Origin of the sequence: Pseudomonas monteilii (assembly GCA_001534745.1) — a bacterium.
GTDB lineage: Bacteria > Pseudomonadota > Gammaproteobacteria > Pseudomonadales > Pseudomonadaceae > Aquipseudomonas > Aquipseudomonas alabamensis.
The window spans coordinates 680,851-705,832 of sequence record CP013997.1 but is presented as its reverse complement, the minus strand read 5'-3'; the positions used below and the strand labels follow the sequence as shown (position 1 = coordinate 705,832).

The following is a 24,982-nucleotide window of genomic DNA, read 5'->3' as shown; positions in this document are numbered from 1 at the left end:
CTCCTGGGTCATGGCGTCAGCACTGCTCCAGCATCAACCCGGAAATGCGCCGGACCTTGCGGGTCACGGCCTCTTCGAAGATACCCTGGCGGGGTTCGATCAGGCTGAAGCACTGTTTGGCCCGGGTGATGCCGGTATAGACCAGCTCCTTGGTCAGCACCGGGTTGAGCACGTCGGGCAGCACCAGGGCGGTGTGGGCGAATTCCGAGCCCTGGGACTTGTGCACGGTCATGGCGAATACGGTCTCGACGTCGTTGAGGCGGCTGGGCAGCACGAAGCGAATGCCGCCCTGCCCGTCGTTGCGGGCAAAAGCCACGCGCAGGGTGGGCTCGCCCTGCTCGTCAGGCAGGCGCAGGGCGATGCCGATGTCGCCGTTCATCAGGCCCAGGCCGTAGTCGTTACGGGTCACCAGCACGGGCCGGCCCTCGTACCACTGCTGCTGGTTGTCGATCAGGCCAGCACGGTGCAGCACGGCAGCGACCCGCTGATTGAGGCCTTCGACGCCCCAGGGCCCGCGCCGTACCGCGCACAGCAGCTGGAAGCGCTCGAACTGGCGCAGCACCTCGCCCGCCCAGGCGGTCCAGCGTGGGTCGTCCCAGGGCGTGTCCGGTGGTGGGCGACGGCGGCCCAGCTGGTTCAGGTACAGGCGGTAGCCTTGCGGTCCGTCCGGGCCTTGCTCGAGGCCGTCGAGCAGCAGGCGATCAAAGGCGCGGTCCTGCTCACCGCGCATGGTCAGGCAGAACAGGTCGTGTGCGCCCTGGGCGAGCAGCGCGCGCGCGGCCTCGGCCTGCTGACGATTGACGCAGCGGGCCAGTTGGCCGATCCCGCTGCCTTCGCCGAAGCGCCGGGAGTGGCGCAGCATGACCAGTTGCTGCGCCAACGGATGCCGCTCGACGCTGCCGACCTGCAGGCCCGCTTCGCCCAGGGCCTCGCCACTGACCCGTTGCAGCCAGTCGAGGGTGTCGGGCGAATAGAACCCCTCCTCGGCCTCGCGGCACAGGTCGCCCAGTACCGCGCCGGCTTCCACCGAGGCGAGCTGGTCCTTGTCGCCGAGCAGCACCAGGCGCGCCTGGGGCGGCATGGCCTCGAGCAGGTTGGCCATCATTTCCAGGTCGATCATTGAGGCTTCGTCGACCACCAGCACGTCGAGCGGCAAGCGATTCCCGGCATGGTGCCGGAAATGCCGCGACCCTGGCCGACTGCCCAGCAGCCGGTGCACGGTGCTGACGTCGGTGGGAATATGCTCGCGGACCGCGGCGTCGACGTCCAAGCGTTCGACCTGCTGGCCGATGGACTCGGTCAGGCGTGCGGCCGCCTTGCCCGTGGGGGCGGCCAGACGGATGCGCAATGGGTGACCCTGCTCGACCGCGGGGGTTTGCAACAGCGCCAGCAGTCGCACCACCGTGGTGGTCTTGCCGGTACCGGGGCCGCCGGTGATGATGCTGAACGCAGCCCGGGTGGCCAGGGCACAGGCCAGCTTCTGCCAGTCGATCTGCCCCGGTGGCGCACCGTCGGCGAACAGCCGCGCCAGGTCCGCCGCCAGCCCCGGCGGCAGGTGTTCTTCCACGCGCAGGCGCTCACGTAGGGCCTGGTCGATGCGTCGCTCGTAGCGCCAGTAGCGACGCAGGTACAAGCGCTGGTGGCGTACGACCAGCGGACGCTCACGCTGCGTGGGCGCGTCGCCTTCGGCCACCAGGACGCTGTCGCGCAAGCGCTGCAGCCAGGTCGTCGCGTCCAGGGTGCCGAGCAGTTGCGACGGCAGCAGCAAGGGGCCGGCCAGGGCGTCCCCTTCCGGTGGGAGCGACAGGGCGAAATCGGGTTCCAGCAGGGTCTGGGGCAGGTCCAGGCAGACATGCCCATGGCCCAGCTGGTGACTGGCCAGCGCGGCGGCCAGCAGCACCAACGGGTCGCAGCCGGGCTCCAAGGTGGCGAGAAAGGCGACGAAGGCGCGGTCCAGGGGCCGCAGCCAGTTGCGCTCGACCCAGCGATCGAGCAGCACCATCAGGTCCTGGCTGCGCTGCAACGGTGCCAGCGCGGCCAGGTGCGTGGCCTGCAGCGGGGTGGGGAGCAGGTCGCTCAAGGTGCGCTTCATGGCAACTCATCCTGGAACAGATCGGTCTGGTGCGGGCGGTAGATCCCTTGGAACAAGGCGTCCAACTGCTCGATCAAGGCGCGCGGCGGTTTGACGAAATACACGCCCTGGCTCGGGGCGTCCAGGCCGCGGACGAACAGGAAGATCGCGCCACCCACGTCACGATCGTAGTCGTAGTCCGGCAGTCGGGCGCGCAGCTGGCGGTGCAAGGCCAACAGGTAGAGCACGTACTGCAGGTCGTAGCGGTGCTCGAGCACGGCCTGCTCCATGGCCGCCTGGCTGTAGGCGCCGACGTCGGGGCCGAGCCAGTTGGACTTGTAGTCGACCACGTAGTACTGGCCTTCATGCTCGAAGGCCAGGTCGATGAAGCCCTTGAACATGCCGTTGAGCCGTGACGACTCGATGGCCAGGCGCGGCCTGCCGGCATGCACGTGCTGGCCGACCAGGTAGTCCAGGGTGGACACCTCGACCTGGTGGCTGGCGAACCAGAACTCCATTTCGATCTGGTATTGGGTCAGCGCGCTCAGGGTCACGGGCGGCTGGTCGGGCGCCAGCGGCATGGGCTGCACCAGCAGGCGATGCAGCCACTGGGTCAGGGTCGGGATCCACCCCGTCCAGTCGCGACGGTTGCAGCGCTGGCCGACGGTGCGCTCGATCTGCTCGGGATCGGCACTGACCTCGGCGAAGCCCTGCCGACCGGCCCACTCCAGCAAGCCGTGGAGGAAGGTGCCGGGGTTAGGGCCCCGTGGGAAACGGTGGATGTCGCCACTGTCGGCAGCCACGCTACGAGGCTGCACGTCAGCGCGCTCGTCGTCGAGTAGCTGCTGGGCGAGCGAGGTATCGGCGGTCAGTTCGAGCGCCTGGGTACCGACGCGCAAGGCACTGTAGGAGGCGATCCACCAAGCCTCGGCCGCATACCGGCGCGGGCGACGCGCGGCGGTCACTTCGCTGCGCTGGGCCCGTCCGGCATAGCGCCGTGCGTCCGCGTCGGGCGGCGCCACGATGGCGATCGCCTCGGTCTCGCCACGCAGCTGCGCCAGCCAGTCGCTCAGCGCAGCGGAGGACGGCAATAGCTCGCCACCGCCCAGCAGGTAACCGATGCCCGACAGGTGCAGGCGCGATGCCTTGCTGGCGCCGCGCTTGAGGTCGGCGATCCCCAGCCAGCAGGCGTGCTGGGCACGGGTCAGCGCCACGTAGAGCAGGCGCAGGTCTTCGGCCAGGCGCTCGTCGTCGGCCCGGGCGATCTGCTCGCGGTCCGGCGTCAGGGTCAGGTGGGCCTGGCCGTCATCGTCGTGCCAGACCAGCGGCAGGCGCTGGCCATCCACCGGCTTGCTGGTGCAGATGAAGGGCAGGTAGACCAGCGGGTATTCCAGCCCCTTGGACTTGTGGATGGTCACCACCTTGACCAGCTGTTCGTCGCTCTCCAGCCGCAGGATCTGCTCTTCACCCGCTTGACCCGAACTGGCCAGCTGTTCGGCGAGATGACGAATCAGCGCCTGCTCGCCATCCAGTTCGGTGGCGGCCTGCTGCAACAGCTCGGCCAAGTGCAGCAGGTTGGTCAGCACCCGCTCACCGTCGCTGCGCCCGAACAGCGTGCGCGGCAAGGCGAAGTCGTGCAGCAGGCGGCGCAGCATCGGCAGCACGCCTTGCAGGCGCCACAGGTGACGGTACTGACGGAACTGCATGACCCAGCGCTCCCAGATCCGCTCGTCGCGGTTGAGCGCTTCCAAAGCATCCAGGCCCAGGTTCAGGGTCGGGCTGGCGAGAGCGGCCTTGAGCAGACGCTCCACATCCGGCTCGGCGCAGGCCTTGAGCCAGGCCAGCAGGTCACGGGCCTCCTGGGCGGCGAACACCGAGTCCTTGTCCGACAGGTAGACGCTGCGCACATCGCGCGCGGCCAGTTGTTCGCGCACGATCTGTGCTTCGCGGCCGTCGCGCACCAGGATGGCGATGTCCGAAGGCTGGCAGGGCCTGAATGTGCCATCGGCTGTCTCGAAGCCGGTATGCCCGGCCAAGGCGCCCGTGAGCAACGACACGACATGGCTGGCGCAACTGGCGGCCATGGCCTGACGGTAATGGGTGCCCGACACCGGCTCGTCGCTGTCGAGGTGCCAGAGCTGCAAAGCCGGCGTGCCCTCGCCGTCGATCAGCAAGCGCTCGTCGCGCCCCTTGGCGTTGACCTCGATGAACGGCAACGGGTTGTACGTGCCACGGCGGAACAGAAAGGCGCCCCGCCCCTGCTCGCGCTGCTCGGCCTGCTGGAACACCCGGTTGACCGCGCTGACCATCGCCTGGCTGGAGCGGAAGTTGGTGTCCAGGCTGTGCAGCCGGCCGGCCGTGGCCAGGCGTGCGGCCAGGTAGGTGTGGATGTCGGCGCCGCGGAAGGCATAGATCGCCTGCTTGGGGTCGCCGATCATGAACAGACCGGTGGCCGGACGGTTGTCGGCGATGTGGTAAATGCGCTCGAAGATGCCGTACTGCACCGGGTCGGTGTCCTGGAACTCGTCGATCATGGCCACCGGGAACTGCTCGCGGATCAGCGCCGCCAGGCGTTCGCCCGCCTCGCCCTGCAAGGCCTGGCGCAAGCGCAGCAGCATGTCGTCGAAGCCCATCTCCGCGCGTCGACGCTTCTCCGCCTCGAACCGCTGGATGACCCAGGCGGCGGCATGCTCCAGCAGGCAGGCATCGGGCGCGGGCAGGCGCTCGAGCTTCGCGGCCAAGGTTTCCATGGCCTCCAGCCCCGGGTGCTCCGGGGGAGCGCCACTCTTCCAGGCTTCGGCCAGGCCGTCGCGGGTCAGGCGGGTAAAGCCGGTCTTGAGGTCCAGCGCCACGGCCTGCTCATCCTCGGCCCATTGCTTGAGCGTGGCGAACCAGGGCTCGAAGTAGCGGGCCTGCAGCTTGCCGTTGACCTGCTTGGCGGCAGTGGCGTCGCGGCAGATCTGTAGCAGTTCGTCGGCCCACTGCCGCCAGGGCGCCTTGAGCGCCACCAGCTGCTCGGCACGCTGGCGCAGGACGGCGTCGATCAGTTGCTGCGGTTCCTCTTCGCCGCTGTCGATGCTGCGTCGACCGAACAGCGGACGGACCTTGCCTAACAGGGCATCGGGGCTGACCCAATGACTGCGCACCCACGCCAGGGCTTCGCCACTCAGGGCGTAGCAGAAGCGGCGCCAGTAGTCGCGCATGACGTGCGCCAGCAGTTCGCTGTGGTCAGTCTCCAGGTTCTGGGTGAACAGGCTGCCGCTGTCGAAGGCATGCTCGCGCAGCATGCGCTGGCACCAACCGTGAATCGTCGAGATGGCGGCCTCGTCCATCCATTGCACGGCGATCTCCAACCGGCTGGCGCAGCGCGGCCAGGCCTCGGCCGGGTAATCGTCACGCAGCTGGCGCAGCAGCGGGTCGGCCTCCTGCACGTCACCGCGGAAGAACCGCGCCGCTTCGGCCAGGCGCGTGCGGATGCGTTCGCGCAGCTCCTTGGTCGCCGCGTCGGTGAAGGTCACCACGAGGATCTGCGGCGGCAACAGCTCGCCGGTAAAGCCTTGCGCGTCGCCATGGCCCAGGACCAGGCGCAGGTAGAGCGCGGAAATGGTGAAGGTCTTGCCGGTCCCGGCGCTCGCTTCGATCAGTTGGCTGCCGTGCAGGGGAAAGCGCAGGGCCAGGGGACGCGCTTGAGTCATGCCATATCGTCCTTGCCGAAGGTCTGCCAATCCGCCGCGTAGAGGGGTCGGTACAAGGTTTCGCACCAGCCGGTGAAGGTCTCGTCCTCACCCAGCGCGGCGAAATCCGGGAACTGCCGTGACAGCGCCAGGTGCTCGGCGCGCTCGCCTGCGCTGTTCTGGCCATCGCCTTCGTAGGCCTTGGCGGCGGCCGCCCAGGCCTTGTCCGGGTCGTCCTGGGCCAGCCAGGCGAACGCGGTCTTGGCGGCGACCGGCAGCGGTGCGCTCATGCCGGCCTGGCGCGCCAGCAGCAGTTCACCGAGCCGCTCGCGGGCTTCGTCGACCGGCAAGGGCGCCAGCAGCAAGGTCACGTCGGCGGCCACCAGGGCACTGTGCAAGCGTAGCCCCGATGCCGCGGCGGCCAGGTGCAGCGTCCAGGTGGCGATCAGGCGATGCCACTTCAGGCCGGCCTTGCCCGCCTGCAAGGTATTGGGCACCGTGCCGATGCTCAGCAGACTGCCATCCACTGCCTGGTAGGCGCGCCCCAACCAGCCTTCGAGCCGCAGCCCCGCATGGGTGAAGCGCAGCGGCAGGGCCTGTTGGATCTCCTGCGGCCACCGCTTCAGCAACTGCCGATAGCGGTGCAGGATGCCAGGCAGCGGCTCGACCAGTTCGGCTTGCAGGCACTCGCCGAAACCAGCCAAGGGCAACTGGCCGCTGGCCTGTAGCCGTCTGGCGCCACGCTCGAGCACCTGCTCGGCACGGTCGGGCTCGACCAGCGCCGCGTTCAGCAGGCTTTCGCTGAGCAGGTAGCGTTGCAGGCCATCCAGGGTGAAGGGTTCTTCGTCGGCGACAGGGTCTTCAAAGGTCTCGAAGAACACTTTCAGACGTTGACTGAAGAAATGCCGGACCGGGTGGCGCAGGAAATCCTGCAATTGAGCCAAACTCAAAGGTTCGTCGCTGACGTGGGCTTCGAGTGCGCTTGCCAGGGCCGGGACGACAGCCTCCGATTGATGCAGGGCATGCCATTCCTGGGCGAAGCTGAACAGCGCACTGTCCTTCTGGTAATAGCGTCGACTGAACGGCTGCAGCGGGTGCTCCTGGGTGAGCGCCTCGACCAGCTGTCGACCGCTGTCCTCGAGCGCGTCCGACGCGGACGACGCCAGTCGCCAACCACTGGCCAGGTGGTCGCGCAGCTGGCCGATCAGCACCGAAGACGGACGCTCGCTGTTGTCGCGGATGCTGCGACCGACCCAGCTGACGTACAGGCGCTCCTGGGCCGAGAGCAGGGCTTCGAGCAGCAGGTAGCGATCGTCTTCACGGCGTGAACGGTCCCCAGGCCGGTAGTCCGAGGCCATCAGGTCGAAATCCAGGGGCGGCTGCGCGCGCGGGTAGTCGCCATCGTTCATGCCCAACAGGCAGACGATGCGGAACGGAATGGCACGCATGGGCATGAGCGTGCAGAAATTCACCGACCCGGCCAGGAATCGCTGCGACAGCTTGCCGTCGTCGAGCCCGGCCAGCCAGGCTTCGCGCACGACAGTCAATGGCAGTTCCTCCTGCAGACCGACCGACTCGCAGGTCTGCAGCCAGGTTTCACGCAGGGTCTGCAACTGCACCAGGAGGTAGTCGTCATGCTCGTCCTGGGCCAGGAAGAACACCTGCAGCAGTGCGTTCAAGCGTTCGCCCCACTCGGCGGCGGTGGCAGGCTGCGACAGGCTATACAGGGCCACGTCCAGGGCTTCGAGCAAGGCCACCAGCGGGCCGATCAGGGTGGCGTCGAGCCCGCCGATCTCATCGAACGGCTCGATATCGTCCCACCCCTCGCCGTTACCCACCGCATAGCCCAGCAGCATGCGCCGCAGGCCGAAGCGCCAGCTGTTCTGCTCCAGCCCTTCCGGCAGGCCGAGCGAGGCTCGCTGCGGGGCGTCCAACCCCCAGCGGATGCCGGCCCCTTCGATCCAACGGTGCAAGGTCGGCAGGTCGGCCTCTTGGATGCCGAAGCGCGCACGCAGCGCCGGTACGTCCAGCAGGTCCAGCACTTCACTGACGGCAAAGCGGCTGTCGGGCAACTTGAGCAGGTGTTCGAGGGCGATCAGCAGCGGATCGCGGCCACGCTGCCCTTGGTCGGTCAAGGTAAAGGGAATGTAGCGCGGGTCCTGACGGTCGATCTGGCCGAAGACTGCACGGACGTGGGGCGCATAGGTGTTGATGTCCGGCAGCATGACGATGATGTCACGCGGACGCAGCGTGGAGTCGTGGCTGAAGGCGTCCAGCAATTGATCGTGCAGGATCTCCACTTCGCGCTGGGGGCTGTGGGCCACGTGAAAGCGAATGGACGCATCCGTGCGCGGGTCGACGGCTGGCCAGAGCGTTCGCGTCTCTGCCAAGGGGCGCAGTTCGAGAATGTCGTCCTGCAGCTGGTTCAGCAGTGTCTGGGTGTCCGCTTCGCTGAACAGGTCGATGCGGCCCTCGCTGAAGATGCCTTGGTAGACGCTGGGGTCATCATGGCTGTCGAGCAGGCTGATGTAGTCACGCCCCTGCTTGCCCCAGGCCGCGAGCAACGGGTGCGCGTGCTGGTGCATGACCTCGGGGTCGAGGTCCTGGGGCATGCCCTGCTTGCGCTGCTGGCGTTTGTAGTGGTGACGCAGCAGGTCCTTGTCGGCGACGATGTCGGCCCAGTGATGGCGACATGGGTTGTGCACGCACAGCAGCACCTGGCTGAACCGCGAAAGTGCGGCAAGCGCTTCGAGCACCTGGGCGGGCAAGGAGGAAATGCCGAACACGATGACCCGTGAAGGCAGGCCTTTGGGGCGATCTTCCAGGGCCTCCATGCGTCGCATGAACCGCAGATGGACCCCGGCCCGGCTCTGCGCCATGCCCTGTTCGCCGACATCGTCGAGCAAGGCTTTCCAGAGCTCGGCCTGCCAGCAGTTGCCGGGAGGCAAGGGTTTGCGCTCGTCACGTGCGGTGTGCAGCACATGGTTGCCTTTGGACCAGTCGTCGAGCCAGTCGGCGCGGTACACCTGGTACTGGTCGAACAGGTCGGCCAGTCGTTCGGCCAGTTGATAGCGCTTGCGCAGGTCATCGTCGTCGGTCAGGAAACGTCGCAGCGGCTCGAAATGCGGTCGCTCGATCAACGCAGGCAACAGGCGCATGAGCCGCCAGGTGAGCGGGGCCTTGTCGAGCATCGAGACTTCGGGGATCTCTTCGCGACCCATGACCTTGCGGTACAGCTGCCAGATGAAGCTGCCCGGCAGTTGGACGTCGATGGCGGCGGCGATGCCGCAGCCGCCCTGGTCGTCGTCCAGGGGATCTTCGGCCAGGGCCAGCTTCAGCCATTGGGCGATCCCGTTGCTTTGCACCAGGGCGATCTCGTTCTCCAGAGGGGCCAGCGGCATCCGACGCATCCAGCTGACGACCAGGCTGCGCAAGTCGTCCAGCCGATTGCCGTGGACGATCATGAAGCCGGGCTGGGGACGGACATTGGTGGGCATCGGGTCATCCTGGTGAAGCAGACGGTCGAAAGAGAAACCTTACCATGGGGGCTACGCGATTTTTTCCAGGCGCGCAAAGACAAAACCCCTACCTGCATACGCAGATAGGGGTTTTGCGAAATGAATCTTGGCGATGACCTACTCTCACATGGGGAAACCCCACACTACCATCGGCGATGCATCGTTTCACTGCTGAGTTCGGGAAGGGATCAGGTGGTTCCAATGCTCTATGGTCGCCAAGAAATTCGGTAGCCGGACTGTCGTATCGACAGGCCAGCAGATTCGGATATGTGATCTTTGTGTGTTTGCGAACTTTCGGTTCGTGTGTCTTCGCACCCAACCTGCGCTCGGCAGATTGCTTGGGTGTTATATGGTCAAGCCTCACGGGCAATTAGTATTGGTTAGCTCAACGCCTCACAGCGCTTACACACCCAACCTATCAACGTCGTAGTCTTCGACGGCCCTTTAGGGGATTCAAGATCCCAGTGAGATCTCATCTTGAGGCAAGTTTCCCGCTTAGATGCTTTCAGCGGTTATCTCTTCCGAACATAGCTACCCGGCAATGCCACTGGCGTGACAACCGGAACACCAGAGGTTCGTCCACTCCGGTCCTCTCGTACTAGGAGCAGCCCCTCTCAAATCTCAAACGTCCACGGCAGATAGGGACCGAACTGTCTCACGACGTTCTAAACCCAGCTCGCGTACCACTTTAAATGGCGAACAGCCATACCCTTGGGACCGGCTTCAGCCCCAGGATGTGATGAGCCGACATCGAGGTGCCAAACACCGCCGTCGATATGAACTCTTGGGCGGTATCAGCCTGTTATCCCCGGAGTACCTTTTATCCGTTGAGCGATGGCCCTTCCATACAGAACCACCGGATCACTAAGACCTACTTTCGTACCTGCTCGACGTGTGGGTCTCGCAGTCAAGCGCGCTTTTGCCTTTATACTCTACGACCGATTTCCGACCGGTCTGAGCGCACCTTCGTACTCCTCCGTTACTCTTTGGGAGGAGACCGCCCCAGTCAAACTACCCACCATACACTGTCCTCGATCCGGATGACGGACCTGAGTTAGAACCTCAAAGTTGCCAGGGTGGTATTTCAAGGATGGCTCCACGCAGACTGGCGTCCACGCTTCAAAGCCTCCCACCTATCCTACACAAGCAAATTCAAAGTCCAGTGCAAAGCTATAGTAAAGGTTCACGGGGTCTTTCCGTCTAGCCGCGGATACACTGCATCTTCACAGCGATTTCAATTTCACTGAGTCTCGGGTGGAGACAGCGCCGCCATCGTTACGCCATTCGTGCAGGTCGGAACTTACCCGACAAGGAATTTCGCTACCTTAGGACCGTTATAGTTACGGCCGCCGTTTACCGGGGCTTCGATCAAGAGCTTCGCTTGCGCTAACCCCATCAATTAACCTTCCGGCACCGGGCAGGCGTCACACCCTATACGTCCACTTTCGTGTTTGCAGAGTGCTGTGTTTTTAATAAACAGTCGCAGCGGCCTGGTATCTTCGACCGGCATGGGCTTACGGAGCAAGTCCTTGACCCTCGCCGGCGCACCTTCTCCCGAAGTTACGGTGCCATTTTGCCTAGTTCCTTCACCCGAGTTCTCTCAAGCGCCTTGGTATTCTCTACCTAACCACCTGTGTCGGTTTGGGGTACGGTTCCCGATTATCTGAAGCTTAGGAGCTTTTCTTGGAAGCATGGCATCAACCACTTCGTCGCCTAAAGGCAACTCGTCATCAGCTCTCGGCCTTGAGATCCCGGATTTGCCTAAGATCTCAGCCTACCACCTTAAACTTGGACAACCAACGCCAAGCTGGCCTAGCCTTCTCCGTCCCTCCATCGCAATAACCGGAAGTACAGGAATATTAACCTGTTTTCCATCGACTACGCTTTTCAGCCTCGCCTTAGGGACCGACTAACCCTGCGTCGATTAACGTTGCGCAGGAAACCTTGGTCTTTCGGCGTGGGAGTTTTTCACTCCCATTGTCGTTACTCATGTCAGCATTCGCACTTCTGATACCTCCAGCCAGCTTCTCAACTGACCTTCACAGGCTTACAGAACGCTCCTCTACCGCATCACCTAGTGGTGATACCCGTAGCTTCGGTGCATGGTTTGAGCCCCGTTACATCTTCCGCGCAGGCCGACTCGACTAGTGAGCTATTACGCTTTCTTTAAAGGGTGGCTGCTTCTAAGCCAACCTCCTAGCTGTCTAAGCCTTCCCACATCGTTTCCCACTTAACCATGACTTTGGGACCTTAGCTGACGGTCTGGGTTGTTTCCCTTTTCACGACGGACGTTAGCACCCGCCGTGTGTCTCCCATGCTCGGCACTTGCTGGTATTCGGAGTTTGCATCGGTTTGGTAAGTCGGGATGACCCCCTAGCCGAAACAGTGCTCTACCCCCAGCAGTGATACATGAGGCGCTACCTAAATAGCTTTCGAGGAGAACCAGCTATCTCCGAGCTTGATTAGCCTTTCACTCCGATCCACAGGTCATCCGCTAACTTTTCAACGGTAGTCGGTTCGGTCCTCCAGTCAGTGTTACCTAACCTTCAACCTGCCCATGGATAGATCGCCCGGTTTCGGGTCTATACCCAGCGACTGTTCGCCCTATTAAGACTCGCTTTCGCTACGCCTCCCCTATTCGGTTAAGCTCGCCACTGAATATAAGTCGCTGACCCATTATACAAAAGGTACGCAGTCACCTAACAAGTAGGCTCCCACTGCTTGTACGCATACGGTTTCAGGTTCTATTTCACTCCCCTCTCCGGGGTTCTTTTCGCCTTTCCCTCACGGTACTGGTTCACTATCGGTCAGTCAGTAGTATTTAGCCTTGGAGGATGGTCCCCCCATATTCAGACAAAGTTTCTCGTGCTCCGTCCTACTCGATTTCATTGGAAGAAGATTTTCGTGTACGGGGCTATCACCCACTATGGCCGCACTTTCCAGAGCGTTCCACTAATCTTCAACCAACTTAAGGGCTGGTCCCCGTTCGCTCGCCACTACTAAGGGAATCTCGGTTGATTTCTATTCCTCAGGGTACTTAGATGTTTCAGTTCCCCTGGTTCGCCTCATGCACCTATGTATTCAGTGCAGGATACTCAGCTTGTGCTGAGTGGGTTCCCCCATTCAGAGATCTCTGGATCACAGTCTGTTTGCCGACTCCCCAAAGCTTATCGCAGGCTACCACGTCTTTCATCGCCTCTGACTGCCAAGGCATCCACCGTATGCGCTTCTTCACTTGACCATATAACCCCAAGCAATCTGGTTATACTGTGAAGACGACATTCGCCGAAAATTCGCATGTTGCGCTCTCGCGCAGAACTCACAAATTTTACCTTAGCCTGATCACCACCAGTGAAAGTGGCCATCAGTCTATTTCTATCACATATCCGAATTTTTAAAGAACGATCTGACAAAAGCCAGAAATCAACATTCAGCGAGGAATGCTCATTTCTAGGTTCTGATCAAGGAACAGCACACTGAACAGGTACCACGAAGGTGGTGGAGCCAAGCGGGATCGAACCGCTGACCTCCTGCGTGCAAGGCAGGCGCTCTCCCAGCTGAGCTATGGCCCCATGCTCTTTTTACAGAGAAGTGGTAGGTCTGGGCAGATTTGAACTGCCGACCTCACCCTTATCAGGGGTGCGCTCTAACCAACTGAGCTACAGACCTATAACAGGGTCTTGATCGTCTTTTACAAAGAATCAAGCAATTCGTGTGGGGGCTCATCAGCTGGCTGATGTCGTCGATTAAGGAGGTGATCCAGCCGCAGGTTCCCCTACGGCTACCTTGTTACGACTTCACCCCAGTCATGAATCACACCGTGGTAACCGTCCTCCCGAGGGTTAGACTAGCTACTTCTGGTGCAACCCACTCCCATGGTGTGACGGGCGGTGTGTACAAGGCCCGGGAACGTATTCACCGCGACATTCTGATTCGCGATTACTAGCGATTCCGACTTCACGCAGTCGAGTTGCAGACTGCGATCCGGACTACGATCGGTTTTGTGAGATTAGCTCCACCTCGCGGTTTGGCAACCCTCTGTACCGACCATTGTAGCACGTGTGTAGCCCAGGCCGTAAGGGCCATGATGACTTGACGTCATCCCCACCTTCCTCCGGTTTGTCACCGGCAGTCTCCTTAGAGTGCCCACCATAACGTGCTGGTAACTAAGGACAAGGGTTGCGCTCGTTACGGGACTTAACCCAACATCTCACGACACGAGCTGACGACAGCCATGCAGCACCTGTGTCAGAGTTCCCGAAGGCACCGATCCATCTCTGGAAAGTTCTCTGCATGTCAAGGCCTGGTAAGGTTCTTCGCGTTGCTTCGAATTAAACCACATGCTCCACCGCTTGTGCGGGCCCCCGTCAATTCATTTGAGTTTTAACCTTGCGGCCGTACTCCCCAGGCGGTCAACTTAATGCGTTAGCTGCGCCACTAAAATCTCAAGGATTCCAACGGCTAGTTGACATCGTTTACGGCGTGGACTACCAGGGTATCTAATCCTGTTTGCTCCCCACGCTTTCGCACCTCAGTGTCAGTATCAGTCCAGGTGGTCGCCTTCGCCACTGGTGTTCCTTCCTATATCTACGCATTTCACCGCTACACAGGAAATTCCACCACCCTCTACCGTACTCTAGCCTGCCAGTTTTGGATGCAGTTCCCAGGTTGAGCCCGGGGCTTTCACATCCAACTTAACAAACCACCTACGCGCGCTTTACGCCCAGTAATTCCGATTAACGCTTGCACCCTCTGTATTACCGCGGCTGCTGGCACAGAGTTAGCCGGTGCTTATTCTGTCGGTAACGTCAAAATTGCAGAGTATTAATCTACAACCCTTCCTCCCAACTTAAAGTGCTTTACAATCCGAAGACCTTCTTCACACACGCGGCATGGCTGGATCAGGCTTTCGCCCATTGTCCAATATTCCCCACTGCTGCCTCCCGTAGGAGTCTGGACCGTGTCTCAGTTCCAGTGTGACTGATCATCCTCTCAGACCAGTTACGGATCGTCGCCTTGGTGAGCCATTACCTCACCAACTAGCTAATCCGACCTAGGCTCATCTGATAGCGCAAGGCCCGAAGGTCCCCTGCTTTCTCCCGTAGGACGTATGCGGTATTAGCGTTCCTTTCGAAACGTTGTCCCCCACTACCAGGCAGATTCCTAGGCATTACTCACCCGTCCGCCGCTGAATCCAGGAGCAAGCTCCCGTCATCCGCTCGACTTGCATGTGTTAGGCCTGCCGCCAGCGTTCAATCTGAGCCATGATCAAACTCTTCAGTTCAATACTGCTTGGGTTTTTAAGAAACCCTAAACTTGGCTCAGCAATCTCAAATGACTACTATGATTACTCATGTGTCACTTGTGATGCTGATAATCTATGTGACTATCAGTCCAAACTCACAAGCACCCACACGAATTGCTTGATTCAATTTGTTAAAGAGCGTTTGGCTGAGAAGCTTTCGCCTCAACCGAGGCGCGCATTCTACGCTGTCCTCGTTGTGTGTCAAGCGTTTATTTTGAAGTTTTTTTCGGGAAACCCTAACAACTTCAACCACTTGACTCGCTGCGATCTCTCGAAGCGGGAGGCGAATCATACAGCGTTACAACCTGCTGTCAACTGCCTTTTTTCACCGCTTCCGGTCGGGACCGAAGCCCTTCCAGCTTCATCTCGATTCACGCAACCTGTTGATTAACAAGGCGTTTATCGTTCCGACTGCGTTGGAAGTGGTGCGCATTATAAGGGGATCTGAAACCCCGTCAACCCTTTATTTCAATTCATTTCGCTTTTTCTGGTTGAACCGTGGCAGCCGCCTCCAGACAGCCGGGATGCGCATGACCATCACTGCCAACCCTGCCCCCGCATACAGGGTCCACTCCCCCAGGTCAGAACGCACGACCCACAGAAAATGCAGCAGCCCCAACCCCAATACGGCATAGACGAGCCGGTGCAGGGACCGCCAGCGCGCGCCCAGTCGTCGTTGACTGGCCCTGTTCGAGGTCACCGCCAGCACGAGCAGGCCCAGGAACCCCAGCGTACCGACGATGATATAGGGCCGTCGTCGCAACTCGACGCCCAGCTGCCCGATGTCCAGGCCCAACATGAAGACCAGATAGCCGAGCAGGTGCAGCAGGATGTAGGCAAAGCTCCACAAGCCGATCTGCCTGCGCACCACGATCCAGCCGGCCCACCCGGTCATGCGCTGGAGCGGGCTCATGCACAGACCGACCAGCAGGTAGATCAAGCCGCCCAGGCCCAGACGCGTGACAAGCACCTTGCCAGGGTCGGGCCCCAGCTGGTTGCTCATTGCCTCGTACAGCCACCAGGCCGGCAACAGACAGCCGAACAGAAACAGCGCCAGACGCAACCCTGGATAACGCATCAGTAGTTCTTCCGCAGGTCCAGCCCCGCGTACAGACCACTGACCTGCTCGGCATAGCCGTTGAACATCAGCGTGTCACGTACATTCGGGCTGAACAGCCCACTCGGTAGCCGTCGCTCACGCGCCTGCGTCCAGCGTGGATGATCGACCTGTGGATTGACGTTGGCATAGAAGCCGTACTCCTCGGGCGCCAGGCCCTGCCAGGTGGTCTTGGGTTGCTCGGCGACCAGGCTCATGCGCACGATCGACTTGATGCTCTTGAAACCATACTTCCAAGGCACCACCAGCCGCAGTGGCGCCCCGTTCTGATTCGGCAGCTCGCGCCCGTACATGCCGACGGCCATCAGGGTCAGCGGGTTCATCGCCTCGTCCAGGCGCAGGCCTTCCACATAGGGCCAGTCGATCAGCGCGAACCCCGAGCGCTGCCCGGGCATGTGCTCAGGATCACGCAACGTCTCGAAGCGTACATAGCGCGCCTTGGACGTCGGCTGGACGCGCTTGAGGATGTCTGCCAGCGGAAAGCCCAGCCACGGGATCACCATCGACCAAGCCTCGACGCAGCGCAGCCGGTAGATGCGCTCTTCCAGCTGGTAGGGTTTGACGAAGTCTTCCAGCGCATAGTTGCCCGGCTTGTCGACCTCGCCATCGATCACCAGGCGCCAGGGCTCGGTGGGCAGGCTGCCGGCGCTGTCGGCCGGGTCGCCTTTGCCAGGCCCGAACTCATAGAAGTTGTTGTAGTGGGTCGCATCGCGAAACGGGGTGATGGCTTCGTCCTTCACGGTCACCGCCTGCCAGCGCGTGGCCGCGAGCTTGTCGGTGAACCACCCGGCGGGCTTGCCGGGTTCGACATCCGGGTAGCGCGCAGCGTCAGCCGCGCGGCCGACGGCAGGCAAGGCACCGAGCGCCAGCCCGGCCATTGCACCACCGAGCATGCGTCGACGCGAGAGATAGAGGGATTCGGGTGTGACGTCCGACAGCTTGCAATCGGACGATCTGGGAAGCTGGATGAGCATGTGGACCCCACAGCATTGGACAAGGATGTACCAATAGACTGTAGGGCCGCGGGGTTATTCCGCCATTAAATCGATTTCACACTTTACGGCGGCGCTTGCGCAGCAGGTACTGCACGGGGCCGGAAGCCGCATAGGCGAGGAAGATCAGCAGCAGGATGCGCGGTGGATCGCTGAAGACCACGGCGAACACCAGCACCACCGCCAGGATGGCGACGAAGGGCACGCGGCCCTTGAGGTCCAGCTCCTTGAAGCTGTTGTACTTGACGTTGCTGACCATCAGCATGCCGGCCGCCGCGACCAGCAAGGCCACCAGGAACGACAGCTTGGAGCCCTGGATACCGTAGTCGCTGAACGCCCACACGGTACCGGCTACCACACCGGCAGCCGCCGGGCTGGCCAGACCGATGAAGTAACGCTTGTCGGCGGTACCGACCTGGGTGTTGAAGCGCGCCAGGCGCAGTGCCGCGCCAGCGACATAGATGAAGGCCACCATCCAGCCGACCTTGCCCATGTCCCCCAGCGCCCAGACGAAGGCCAGCAATGCCGGCGCCACACCGAAGGCCACCATGTCCGACAAGGAGTCGTACTCGGCGCCGAAGGCGCTCTGGGTATTGGTCATGCGCGCCACACGGCCATCGAGGCTGTCGAGCACCATGGCCACGAAGATCGCGATGGCGGCGAACGCCAGGTACTTGCTGCCTTCGTGGGGGTCACCGGCGCTGAGGTAGCCGTGCGCGCTGATGGCGCTGATGATCGCGTAGAACCCGGCAAACAGGTTGGCGGTGGTGAACAGGTTGGGCAACAGATAGATGCCGCGATGCCGAACCTTGCGCCCTTCGGCGTCATGCCCCTCTTCAATGTGCTCATCGACAGGTAGCAGGCTTTCGGCGTCGGAGGGCGTGTGCGGCTCTTCGGGACGTTCGCTCATGGAGATTACCTTGCAACAGGATGGAAAGTATTCGACGCGGGCAGGCGACGGAGGTTCGACGCCTGCCCCTGGTCGCTTTATACCAGATGCGGGCGCCTGAACGAAAAAACGCGGCCGAGGCCGCGTTCTTCGTCACGTCAGGACAGGATCAGTTCTTGCTCTTGTCGACGATCTTGTTGGCCGAGATCCACGGCATCATCGAACGCAGCTGCTCGCCGATGATTTCGATGCCATGGGAAGCGTTGTTGCGACGCTTGGCGGTCATCGAAGGGTAGTTGGTGGCGCCTTCGCTGATGAACATCTTCGCGTACTCACCGTCCTGGATGCGCTTGAGTGCATTGCGCATGGCCTTGCGGGATTCTTCGTTGATGACTTCAGGACCGGTCACGTACTCGCCGTACTCGGCGTTGTTGGAGATCGAGTAGTTCATGTTGGCGATACCGCCTTCGTACATGAGGTCGACGATCAGCTTCAGCTCGTGCAGGCACTCGAAGTAGGCCATTTCCGGCGCGTAACCGGCTTCGACCAGGGTTTCGAAACCGGCCTTGACCAGCTCGACGGTACCGCCGCACAGAACGGCCTGCTCACCGAACAGGTCGGTTTCGGTCTCGTCCTTGAAGGTGGTCTCGATGATGCCGGTACGGCCACCGCCGACGCCTGCGGCGTAGGACAGTGCGACGTTCTTGGCGTTGCCCGAGGCGTCCTGGTAGATGGCGATCAGGTCAGGGATACCACCGCCCTTGACGAACTCGGAACGTACCGTGTGGCCTGGGGCCTTCGGCGCGATCATGATCACGTCCAGGTCGGCACGCGGCACGACCTGGTTGTAGTGGATCGAGAAGCCGTGGGAGAACGCCAGGGTCGCGCCCTGCTTGATGTTCGGCTCGATTTCGTTCTTGTACAGCGCGCCCTGGAACTCGTCCGGGGTCAGGATCATGACCAGGTCGGCAGCGGCGACGGCGGAAGCGACGTCAGCGACTTTCAGGCCGTGGGCTTCTGCCTTGGCGACGGTGGCCGAGCCTTTGCGCAGGCCGACGGTGACGTCGACGCCGGAGTCCTTCAGGTTGCACGCCTGGGCGTGACCCTGGGAGCCGTAACCGATGATGGCGACTTTCTTGCCCTGGATGATGGAAAGGTCGCAATCTTTATCGTAGAAAACTTTCATGAACTACCCCTGTTATATCCTGGCTCACGGGAGCCAACGCTAATTGTTGAAGTTAGATACTGAGCACTTTGTCGCCCCGGGCGATGCCGGTGACGCCACTGCGAACGGTTTCAAGGATCGACGTGGTGCCGATCGCCTGGATGAAGCTGTCGAGCTTGTCGCTGGTCCCACTCAGTTGCACGGTGTACACGCTGGCGGTGACGTCGACGATCTGCCCACGGAAGATGTCGGTGGTGCGCTTGATCTCGGCGCGCTGGGCACCGGTGGCCTTGACCTTGACCAGCATCATTTCACGCTCGATGTGCGCGCTTTCCGACAGGTCGACCAGCTTGACCACTTCGACGAGCTTGTTCAGGTTCTTGGTGATCTGCTCGATCACCTCATCGTGGCCGATGGTGGTCAACGTCAGACGCGAAACGCTCGGGTCCTCGGTCGGTGCCACGGTCAGGCTTTCGATGTTGTAGTTGCGCTGGGAAAACAGCCCGACCACGCGAGACAAGGCACCGGGTTCGTTTTCCAGCAGCAGGGAAATGATGTGCCGCATATCAGGTACGCTCCGTCTTGCTCAGCCACATGTCACGCATCGAGCCATCCTTGATCTGCATCGGATAGACGTGCTCGCTCCTGTCGACCTGGATGTCGATGAAGACCAGGCGGTTCTTCAGCGCGAAGGCTTCCTCGAGCTTGGGCTTGAGGTCCTTCAGGCTGGTGATCCGGATGCCGACGTGACCATAGGCTTCGACCAGCTTGATGAAATCGGGCAGCGATTCCATGTAGGAGTGCGAGTGGCGGCTGTTGTAGGACATGTCCTGCCACTGGCGCACCATGCCCAGCACGCCGTTGTTCAGGTTGACGATCTTCACCGGCAAGCCGTACTGCAGGCAGGTCGACAGCTCCTGGATGTTCATCTGGATGCTGCCCTCGCCGGTGACGCAGGCCACGTCGTCGTCCGGGAAGTTCAGCTTCACGCCCATGGCCGCCGGGAAACCGAAGCCCATGGTGCCCAGGCCACCGGAGTTGATCCAGCGGTTGGGCTTGTTGAAGCGGTAGTACTGCGCCGCGAACATCTGGTGCTGGCCGACGTCGGAGGTGACGAAGGCATCGCCCTGGGTGACTTCGCACAGGGTCTCGATGACCTTCTGCGGCTTGATCACTTCGCCATCGCCCTGGTCGTACGGGAACAGCCCACGGTTACCGCGCCACTCGTCGATCTGCTTCCACCAGGTATCCATGGCCGCCTGATCGGGCTTGCCACCGATTTCCTTGAGGATGGCCTGCATGTCGGCGAGCACGCTGTCGACCGGGCCCACGATCGGCACGTCGGCCTTGATCATCTTGGAGATCGACGCCGGGTCGATGTCGATGTGGATGATCTTGGCGTTCGGGCAGAACTTGGCCGGGCCGTTGATCACACGGTCGTCGAAGCGCGCGCCGACGGCGAAGATCACATCGGCATGGTGCATCGCCATGTTGGCCGGGTAGCTGCCATGCATGCCGAGCATGCCGAGGAACTGGCGGTCGGTACCGGGGTAGCCACCCAGGCCCATCAGGGTATTGGTGACCGGCAGGTTCAGCGCACGGGCGATCTCGGTCAGGGTTTCGGAGCCACCACCGAGGATGACGCCGCCACCGGAATAGAGGATCGGACGCTTGGCCGCCAGCAGCATCTCGGCCGCCTTGCGGATCTGACCGGAGTGACCACGCACGGCCGGGCTGTAGGAGCGCAGCTTGACCTTCTTCGGATAGACGTACTCGAACTTCTCGGCCGGGTTGGTCATGTCCTTCGGAATGTCGACCACCACCGGACCGGGACGCCCGGACTCGGCCAGGTAGAAGGCCTTCTTCAGGACTTCCGGGATTTCCGAGGCGTGCTTGATCATGAAGCTGTGTTTCACGATCGGCCGGGAAATACCGATCATGTCGGTTTCCTGGAAGGCATCGGTGCCGACCATGGTGCTGGGCACCTGGCCCGACAGGATGACCATCGGGATGGAGTCCATGTACGCCGTGGCGATACCGGTAATGGCGTTGGTGGCGCCTGGGCCGGAGGTCACCAGCACCACGCCGGCCTTGCCGGTGGCGCGTGCATAGCCGTCGGCCATGTGGGTCGCGGCCTGTTCGTGACGAACCAGGATGTGCTCGATCTCTGGTTCCTTGAACAAGGCATCGTAGACATGAAGGAGAGCACCGCCAGGGTACCCGTAGATGTGCTTGATGCCCTCGTCACGCAAGAAGCGGACAAGCATCTCGCCGCCAGATAAAAGCTCCACGTTGTTCACCTCTAAAACGCCAGAGTACCGCCCGAGGGGCGGGGTCTTGATAGGTTTACTGCCAAGCAGAGCATGAGCGAACGTTCAGCACTGACTGAGCAAGTATTGGGAGCGTCCCTGAGTGTTTCGGGACCTTCCCACCCAGCGCGAGGTAACGCGTTGCGGGGTAAAACAGGTCGGCGCGGGTGTGCGCCTCATGTTCGGCTTGGCGGGTCTGCTTCTGGCAGTCCCCCTACAGCGGAAACTGGATTCTTGTGATTCGGCGGCGACAAGTCAAGAAAAATTATTGCCAATATTTCCAAGACTTCAATTACAGTCACCACAAACGAGAACGCTTGCAGCAGGAAAATAAAGATTTCCATAAAAAAGGGCCACAATCTGCGGCCCTGAGAGGTAAAACCGAAAAAATCAGGCGGATGGTGCGATCAATTGGTCGAATGCGGCCAGCAGGCGCCGTAGCTCGCGACTTTGCTCGGGACGGTCGACATAGACCGTTTCGGCCATCACCAGGATGCCCGAGGCGTGAGGCAGCGGCAGACCGTGCTCGAGGATCTGCGTCATGCGCGGCAGGAAGATCCATTGCAGCCATTGCTCGAAGCGCAGGCTGTCGAGTGCAAAAGGCACGCTGCTGGCCAGTGCCTGCTCGCTGGGCGGCGTGTGGTCCCACCACCCTTGCACGCGCAGTTCGCGCTCGATCAGCAGCAAGTGGTCGGCGATCTCCAGGATGCGCGGCTCCATCACGAAGCGACCTGGGCTTTCTGCCGGGCCAGTGCGGCACCGGCACTGTCGCCCTGCTTCTCGCGGGCCTGGGCGATCACGTTCCACAGCTCGGCCTGCAGGTTCGGGCGTCCGTTGGCGTAGGTCAGCGCACGGCGTGCCAGTTGCTCGGCCTGGGCAGCATCGCCCTGGGCCAGTCGCACCTGGGCCAGGCGGAACAGCACCTGGGGCTCACGGGGCGCGATGCGCTGGGCGCGCTCGAGGCTCGACGAGGCACCGTTGAAGTCACCACCGCCCTGCTGTTGCTGGGCCGTGGTCAACAGCGCCAACACGGGGCCGTCGAGCTGCTCGTCGGCCGACAGGCCGCCACTGGCCGCTGCGTTGCTCCGTGGGATGCCGGTAGGCGTGCTGGCAGCCGCCGCCTTGCTGGCAGCGGCGGCATCCATGGCCGCGATGTCGAACGGTTCGTCATCGCCGGCAGGCGCTGGCGTGATCGGCCCGGTGCTGATCGGCGCCGCGGCGGTCGAGGCCGGGAACGTCTGGATCGGTGCGGCACCGGCACCCTGGGGCACCATGACCATCACCCCGGTGTCGGTCGGCATCGACTGGGCCTGCGCCGTGCCTCGGTTGACCGAGGCTGCCGGCGTGCGAGTGGCCTGGACCCGCTCGCTGTTGGACACGCGCGTGCTCGAATCCACCACCGGGATCGAACCACGTGGAACGCTGGAGCAGCCATGCAGCATGGCCAGCGCCGTCAAGGCAGGAAACCACCACTTGTTCACGTCACACCCTCTCAAGCATCAGGTGGCCCGCCCTGATGGCAGGCCACGCATTCAGTTCATCCAGCCCTTGACCCAGTCCATGACCGAATCTTCGGCCTCGGGCTGAGCGTTGCAGGCGGCGCCGGCAGGCGGTTCGCTGCCGCGAATATACGGCATCTGCACGGCTCCCGGACAGCTGGGATCGGAGCCTTTGCCCGAGTACGGGTCGATCCAGGCCTGCACGATGTTGTCCGGCTGCGGCATGTCCAGCGGCAGCGGGTCGGCCTTGCGCATGAAGCTGGTCCACACCTGCAAGGCACCGGTCGCCCCGGTGAAAGGCGTCTTGCCATTGTCGTCGCGGCCCAGCCAGACCACGGCCAGCAGGTCCTGGCTGAAGCCGGAGAACCAGCTGTCGCGCGAGTCGTTGCTGGTGCCGGTCTTGCCTGCCAGGGTCAAGGAGCTGGGCAGCGTGTTGTACACCGAGCGGCCAGTGCCTTCACGCATGACCCGCTGCATGGCGTTCTGTACCAGGAAGATGGCGCCCGGGTCGAAGGTCTGCTGGATCTGGAACGGGTAGCGCTTGAGCGGCTCGCCTTCGGCCGTCAGCACGCTGCGGATACCGCGCATGGGCGTGTTGAAGCCGCCGTTGGCCAGCGTCTGGTACATGGTCGCCACCTGCACTGGCGACATGCCGCCGGCCCCCAGCAACATCGCCGGGTACGGTGGCCAATCGACGTTGACCCCGAGCCGCCCGATGGTCTTGATCACATTGGGCACGCCGACTTCCAGGCCGATCTTGGCGGTGGACAGGTTGTAGGAGTGCGCCAGCCCCTGGTAGAGGTAGATGGTCCCATGGGGCTTGCGCTCATAGTTCTGCGGCCGCCAGACCTGGCCATCGGCGCCCTTGACCGAGAAGGGCTCGTCCTGCACCCAGCTGGTCAGGGTGTACTGGCTGGGTTTCTCCAGCGCGGTCAGGTAGACCGCCGGCTTGACCAGCGAGCCGATCGGCCGGACCGCATCGATGGCCCGGTTGAAGCCGGCGAAACCGGACTGGCGGCTGCCGATCAGCGCCTGCACTTCACCGGTTTCCGGGTTGGTCACGACCATCGCCGACTCGACCTCGTCGGCGCCCTTGCGCCCGGCCAGCCGCTTGAAGGTCTCGGTCATGGCCGACTCGGCCTTCATCTGCAGGATCGGGTCGAAACTGGTGAAGATGCGCAAGCCTTCTTCGGTCAAGTCTTCGTCACGGTAGTCCTGGCGCAGCTGACGCTTGACCAGATCGAGGAAGGCCGGGAAGGAGCTGTCGGCCAGGCTGCCGCGCTTGGTCACGCCCAGCGGCATCTTCTTGGCTGCATCGACGGCTTCCTGGGTCGCCACGCCCTGCTCGGCGAGCAGGTCGAGCACCAGGTTGCGGCGATTCAGGGCGCGTTCAGGGTAGCGACGCGGGTTGTAGTAGGACGGCCCCTTGACCATGCCCACCAGCAAGGCCACCTGGTGCAGCTTGAGTTCCGACAGCGGCTGGCTGAAGAAGAACTGACTGGCCAGGCCGAAGCCGTGCACCGCGCGCTGACCATCCTGGCCGATGAACACTTCGTTGAGGTAAGCCTCGAGGATCTCACGCTTGTCGTAGTGCAGTTCCAGCAGCACGGCCATCATGGCCTCGGTCAGCTTGCGGCTCAGGCTGCGCTCGTTGGTGAGGTAGAAGTTCTTCACCAGCTGCTGGGTCAGGGTACTGCCGCCCTGGCGCATGGCACCGGACGAGGTGTTGACCCAGATCGCCCGGGCGATCGACTTGGGCGAAACGCCCATATGGCTGTAGAAGTCACGGTCCTCGACCGCGACCAAGGTCTCGAGCAGGTACGGCGGCACCTGGTCGATGTTGATCAGGATGCGGTCCTCGAGGTTCTTCGGGTAGATGCCGCCGATCATCAGCGGCTCCAGGCGCACCACGTCGAGCTTGGCGCCATTGGCCCCGCTGAGCCCGGTCACGTAGTCGCCGGAGAAGCGCACGCGCACGAACTGCGCGGGCTCCAGCCCTTCGTAGAACTGGAAGCCACGGGTGTTGATGTCGACCGTGTTGCCATTGACCGAGGCGGCGCCCGGGCCATTGGCCGAGCTTTCGCGTCGATAGCCGAGGGCATCGAGCTCGGTCAGGAAATCGTCGCGGCTGAGCTTCTGGCCATTGAACAGCTCCAGCGGCCGCGCGTAGACCTTGGCCGGGATCGACCAGCGTTTGCCGGCGAACTTGTCCTGGACGACGGCGTCGAGATAGACCGCGAAGCCGGCGAGTATCACCAGGCCGACCAGGCTGAGCTTGAGAGCCCAGCCCAGCCAGGCGCGAGTGCGTCCGGTCGGGCGTTTTTTGGGGGTGCGGGAAGTCTTGGTACGAGTCATGGCGGCGGATTATACGCACTTTGCTGAGGCTGGGCAGGCGCCCTCTGGCGGTTTGCAGGGGCGGCACCATTGACCATAATGACGGATT

12 protein-coding genes, 2 tRNA genes and 3 rRNA genes are annotated in these 24,982 nt (G+C 62.3%); all 17 read right to left on the bottom strand.

Features of this window, described 5'->3' with window-relative positions:
• Positions 1-16: 16 nt before the first annotated feature.
• Positions 17-2,092, bottom strand: a complete 2,076-nt coding sequence (locus APT63_03175) for an exodeoxyribonuclease V subunit alpha (protein AMA44692.1) — start codon at positions 2,090-2,092, stop codon at positions 17-19.
• Positions 2,089-5,766: an exodeoxyribonuclease V subunit beta gene (locus APT63_03170; protein AMA44691.1), complete on the bottom strand. Its 3,678-nt coding sequence runs from the start codon at positions 5,764-5,766 to the stop codon at positions 2,089-2,091. The genes APT63_03175 and APT63_03170 overlap by 4 nt, the downstream gene beginning before the upstream one ends.
• Positions 5,763-9,242 (bottom strand): exodeoxyribonuclease V subunit gamma, encoded by a 3,480-nt coding sequence (locus APT63_03165; protein AMA44690.1) that lies wholly within the window; start codon positions 9,240-9,242, stop codon positions 5,763-5,765. The genes APT63_03170 and APT63_03165 overlap by 4 nt, the downstream gene beginning before the upstream one ends.
• A 125-nt stretch (positions 9,243-9,367) precedes the next feature.
• Positions 9,368-9,483 (bottom strand): 5S ribosomal RNA (rrf, locus tag APT63_03160).
• A 115-nt stretch (positions 9,484-9,598) separates the two neighbouring features.
• Positions 9,599-12,511: ribosomal RNA gene (locus tag APT63_03155) — 23S ribosomal RNA — on the bottom strand.
• A gap of 248 nt (positions 12,512-12,759) precedes the next feature.
• A tRNA-Ala gene (locus APT63_03150) sits at positions 12,760-12,835 on the bottom strand.
• Between the two features lie 20 nt (positions 12,836-12,855).
• Positions 12,856-12,932, bottom strand: a tRNA-Ile gene (locus APT63_03145).
• Positions 12,933-13,000: 68 nt separating this feature from the next.
• Positions 13,001-14,547 (bottom strand): 16S ribosomal RNA (locus tag APT63_03140).
• The 16S, 23S and 5S rRNA genes sit together here with 2 tRNA genes alongside, the layout of an rRNA operon.
• Positions 14,548-15,031: 484 nt before the next feature.
• The gene (locus APT63_03135; protein ID AMA44689.1) at positions 15,032-15,646 is read right to left on the bottom strand and encodes a sulfoxide reductase heme-binding subunit YedZ; all 615 of its coding nucleotides are present in this window, start codon (positions 15,644-15,646) and stop codon (positions 15,032-15,034) included.
• Positions 15,646-16,659 (bottom strand): mononuclear molybdenum enzyme YedY, encoded by a 1,014-nt coding sequence (locus APT63_03130; GenBank protein ID AMA44688.1) that lies wholly within the window; start codon positions 16,657-16,659, stop codon positions 15,646-15,648. Before APT63_03130 ends, APT63_03135 begins: the two co-directional genes overlap by 1 nt.
• A 76-nt stretch (positions 16,660-16,735) precedes the next feature.
• The gene (locus tag APT63_03125; GenBank protein ID AMA44687.1) at positions 16,736-17,587 is read right to left on the bottom strand and encodes a CDP-diacylglycerol--serine O-phosphatidyltransferase; all 852 of its coding nucleotides are present in this window, start codon (positions 17,585-17,587) and stop codon (positions 16,736-16,738) included.
• A gap of 148 nt (positions 17,588-17,735) precedes the next feature.
• On the bottom strand, positions 17,736-18,752 hold the full coding sequence (locus tag APT63_03120; GenBank protein AMA44686.1) for a ketol-acid reductoisomerase: 1,017 nt from the start codon (positions 18,750-18,752) through the stop codon (positions 17,736-17,738).
• Between the two features lie 52 nt (positions 18,753-18,804).
• Positions 18,805-19,296 carry an acetolactate synthase small subunit gene (gene ilvH, locus APT63_03115; GenBank protein ID AMA44685.1) on the bottom strand — a complete coding sequence of 164 codons (492 nt, stop codon included), beginning with the start codon at positions 19,294-19,296 and terminating at the stop codon, positions 18,805-18,807.
• A 1-nt stretch (position 19,297) separates the two neighbouring features.
• Complete coding sequence (locus APT63_03110) at positions 19,298-21,022, bottom strand: acetolactate synthase 3 catalytic subunit (protein ID AMA47776.1); 1,725 nt, start codon at positions 21,020-21,022, stop codon at positions 19,298-19,300.
• Between the two features lie 408 nt (positions 21,023-21,430).
• The gene (locus APT63_03105; protein ID AMA44684.1) at positions 21,431-21,763 is read right to left on the bottom strand and encodes a pseudouridine synthase; all 333 of its coding nucleotides are present in this window, start codon (positions 21,761-21,763) and stop codon (positions 21,431-21,433) included.
• Positions 21,760-22,521, bottom strand: coding sequence for a hypothetical protein (locus APT63_03100; protein ID AMA44683.1), 762 nt, complete (start codon positions 22,519-22,521; stop codon positions 21,760-21,762). Before APT63_03100 ends, APT63_03105 begins: the two co-directional genes overlap by 4 nt.
• A 51-nt stretch (positions 22,522-22,572) precedes the next feature.
• Positions 22,573-24,894, bottom strand: a complete 2,322-nt coding sequence (locus APT63_03095) for a penicillin-binding protein 1B (protein ID AMA44682.1) — start codon at positions 24,892-24,894, stop codon at positions 22,573-22,575.
• Positions 24,895-24,982: the final 88 nt, after the last annotated feature.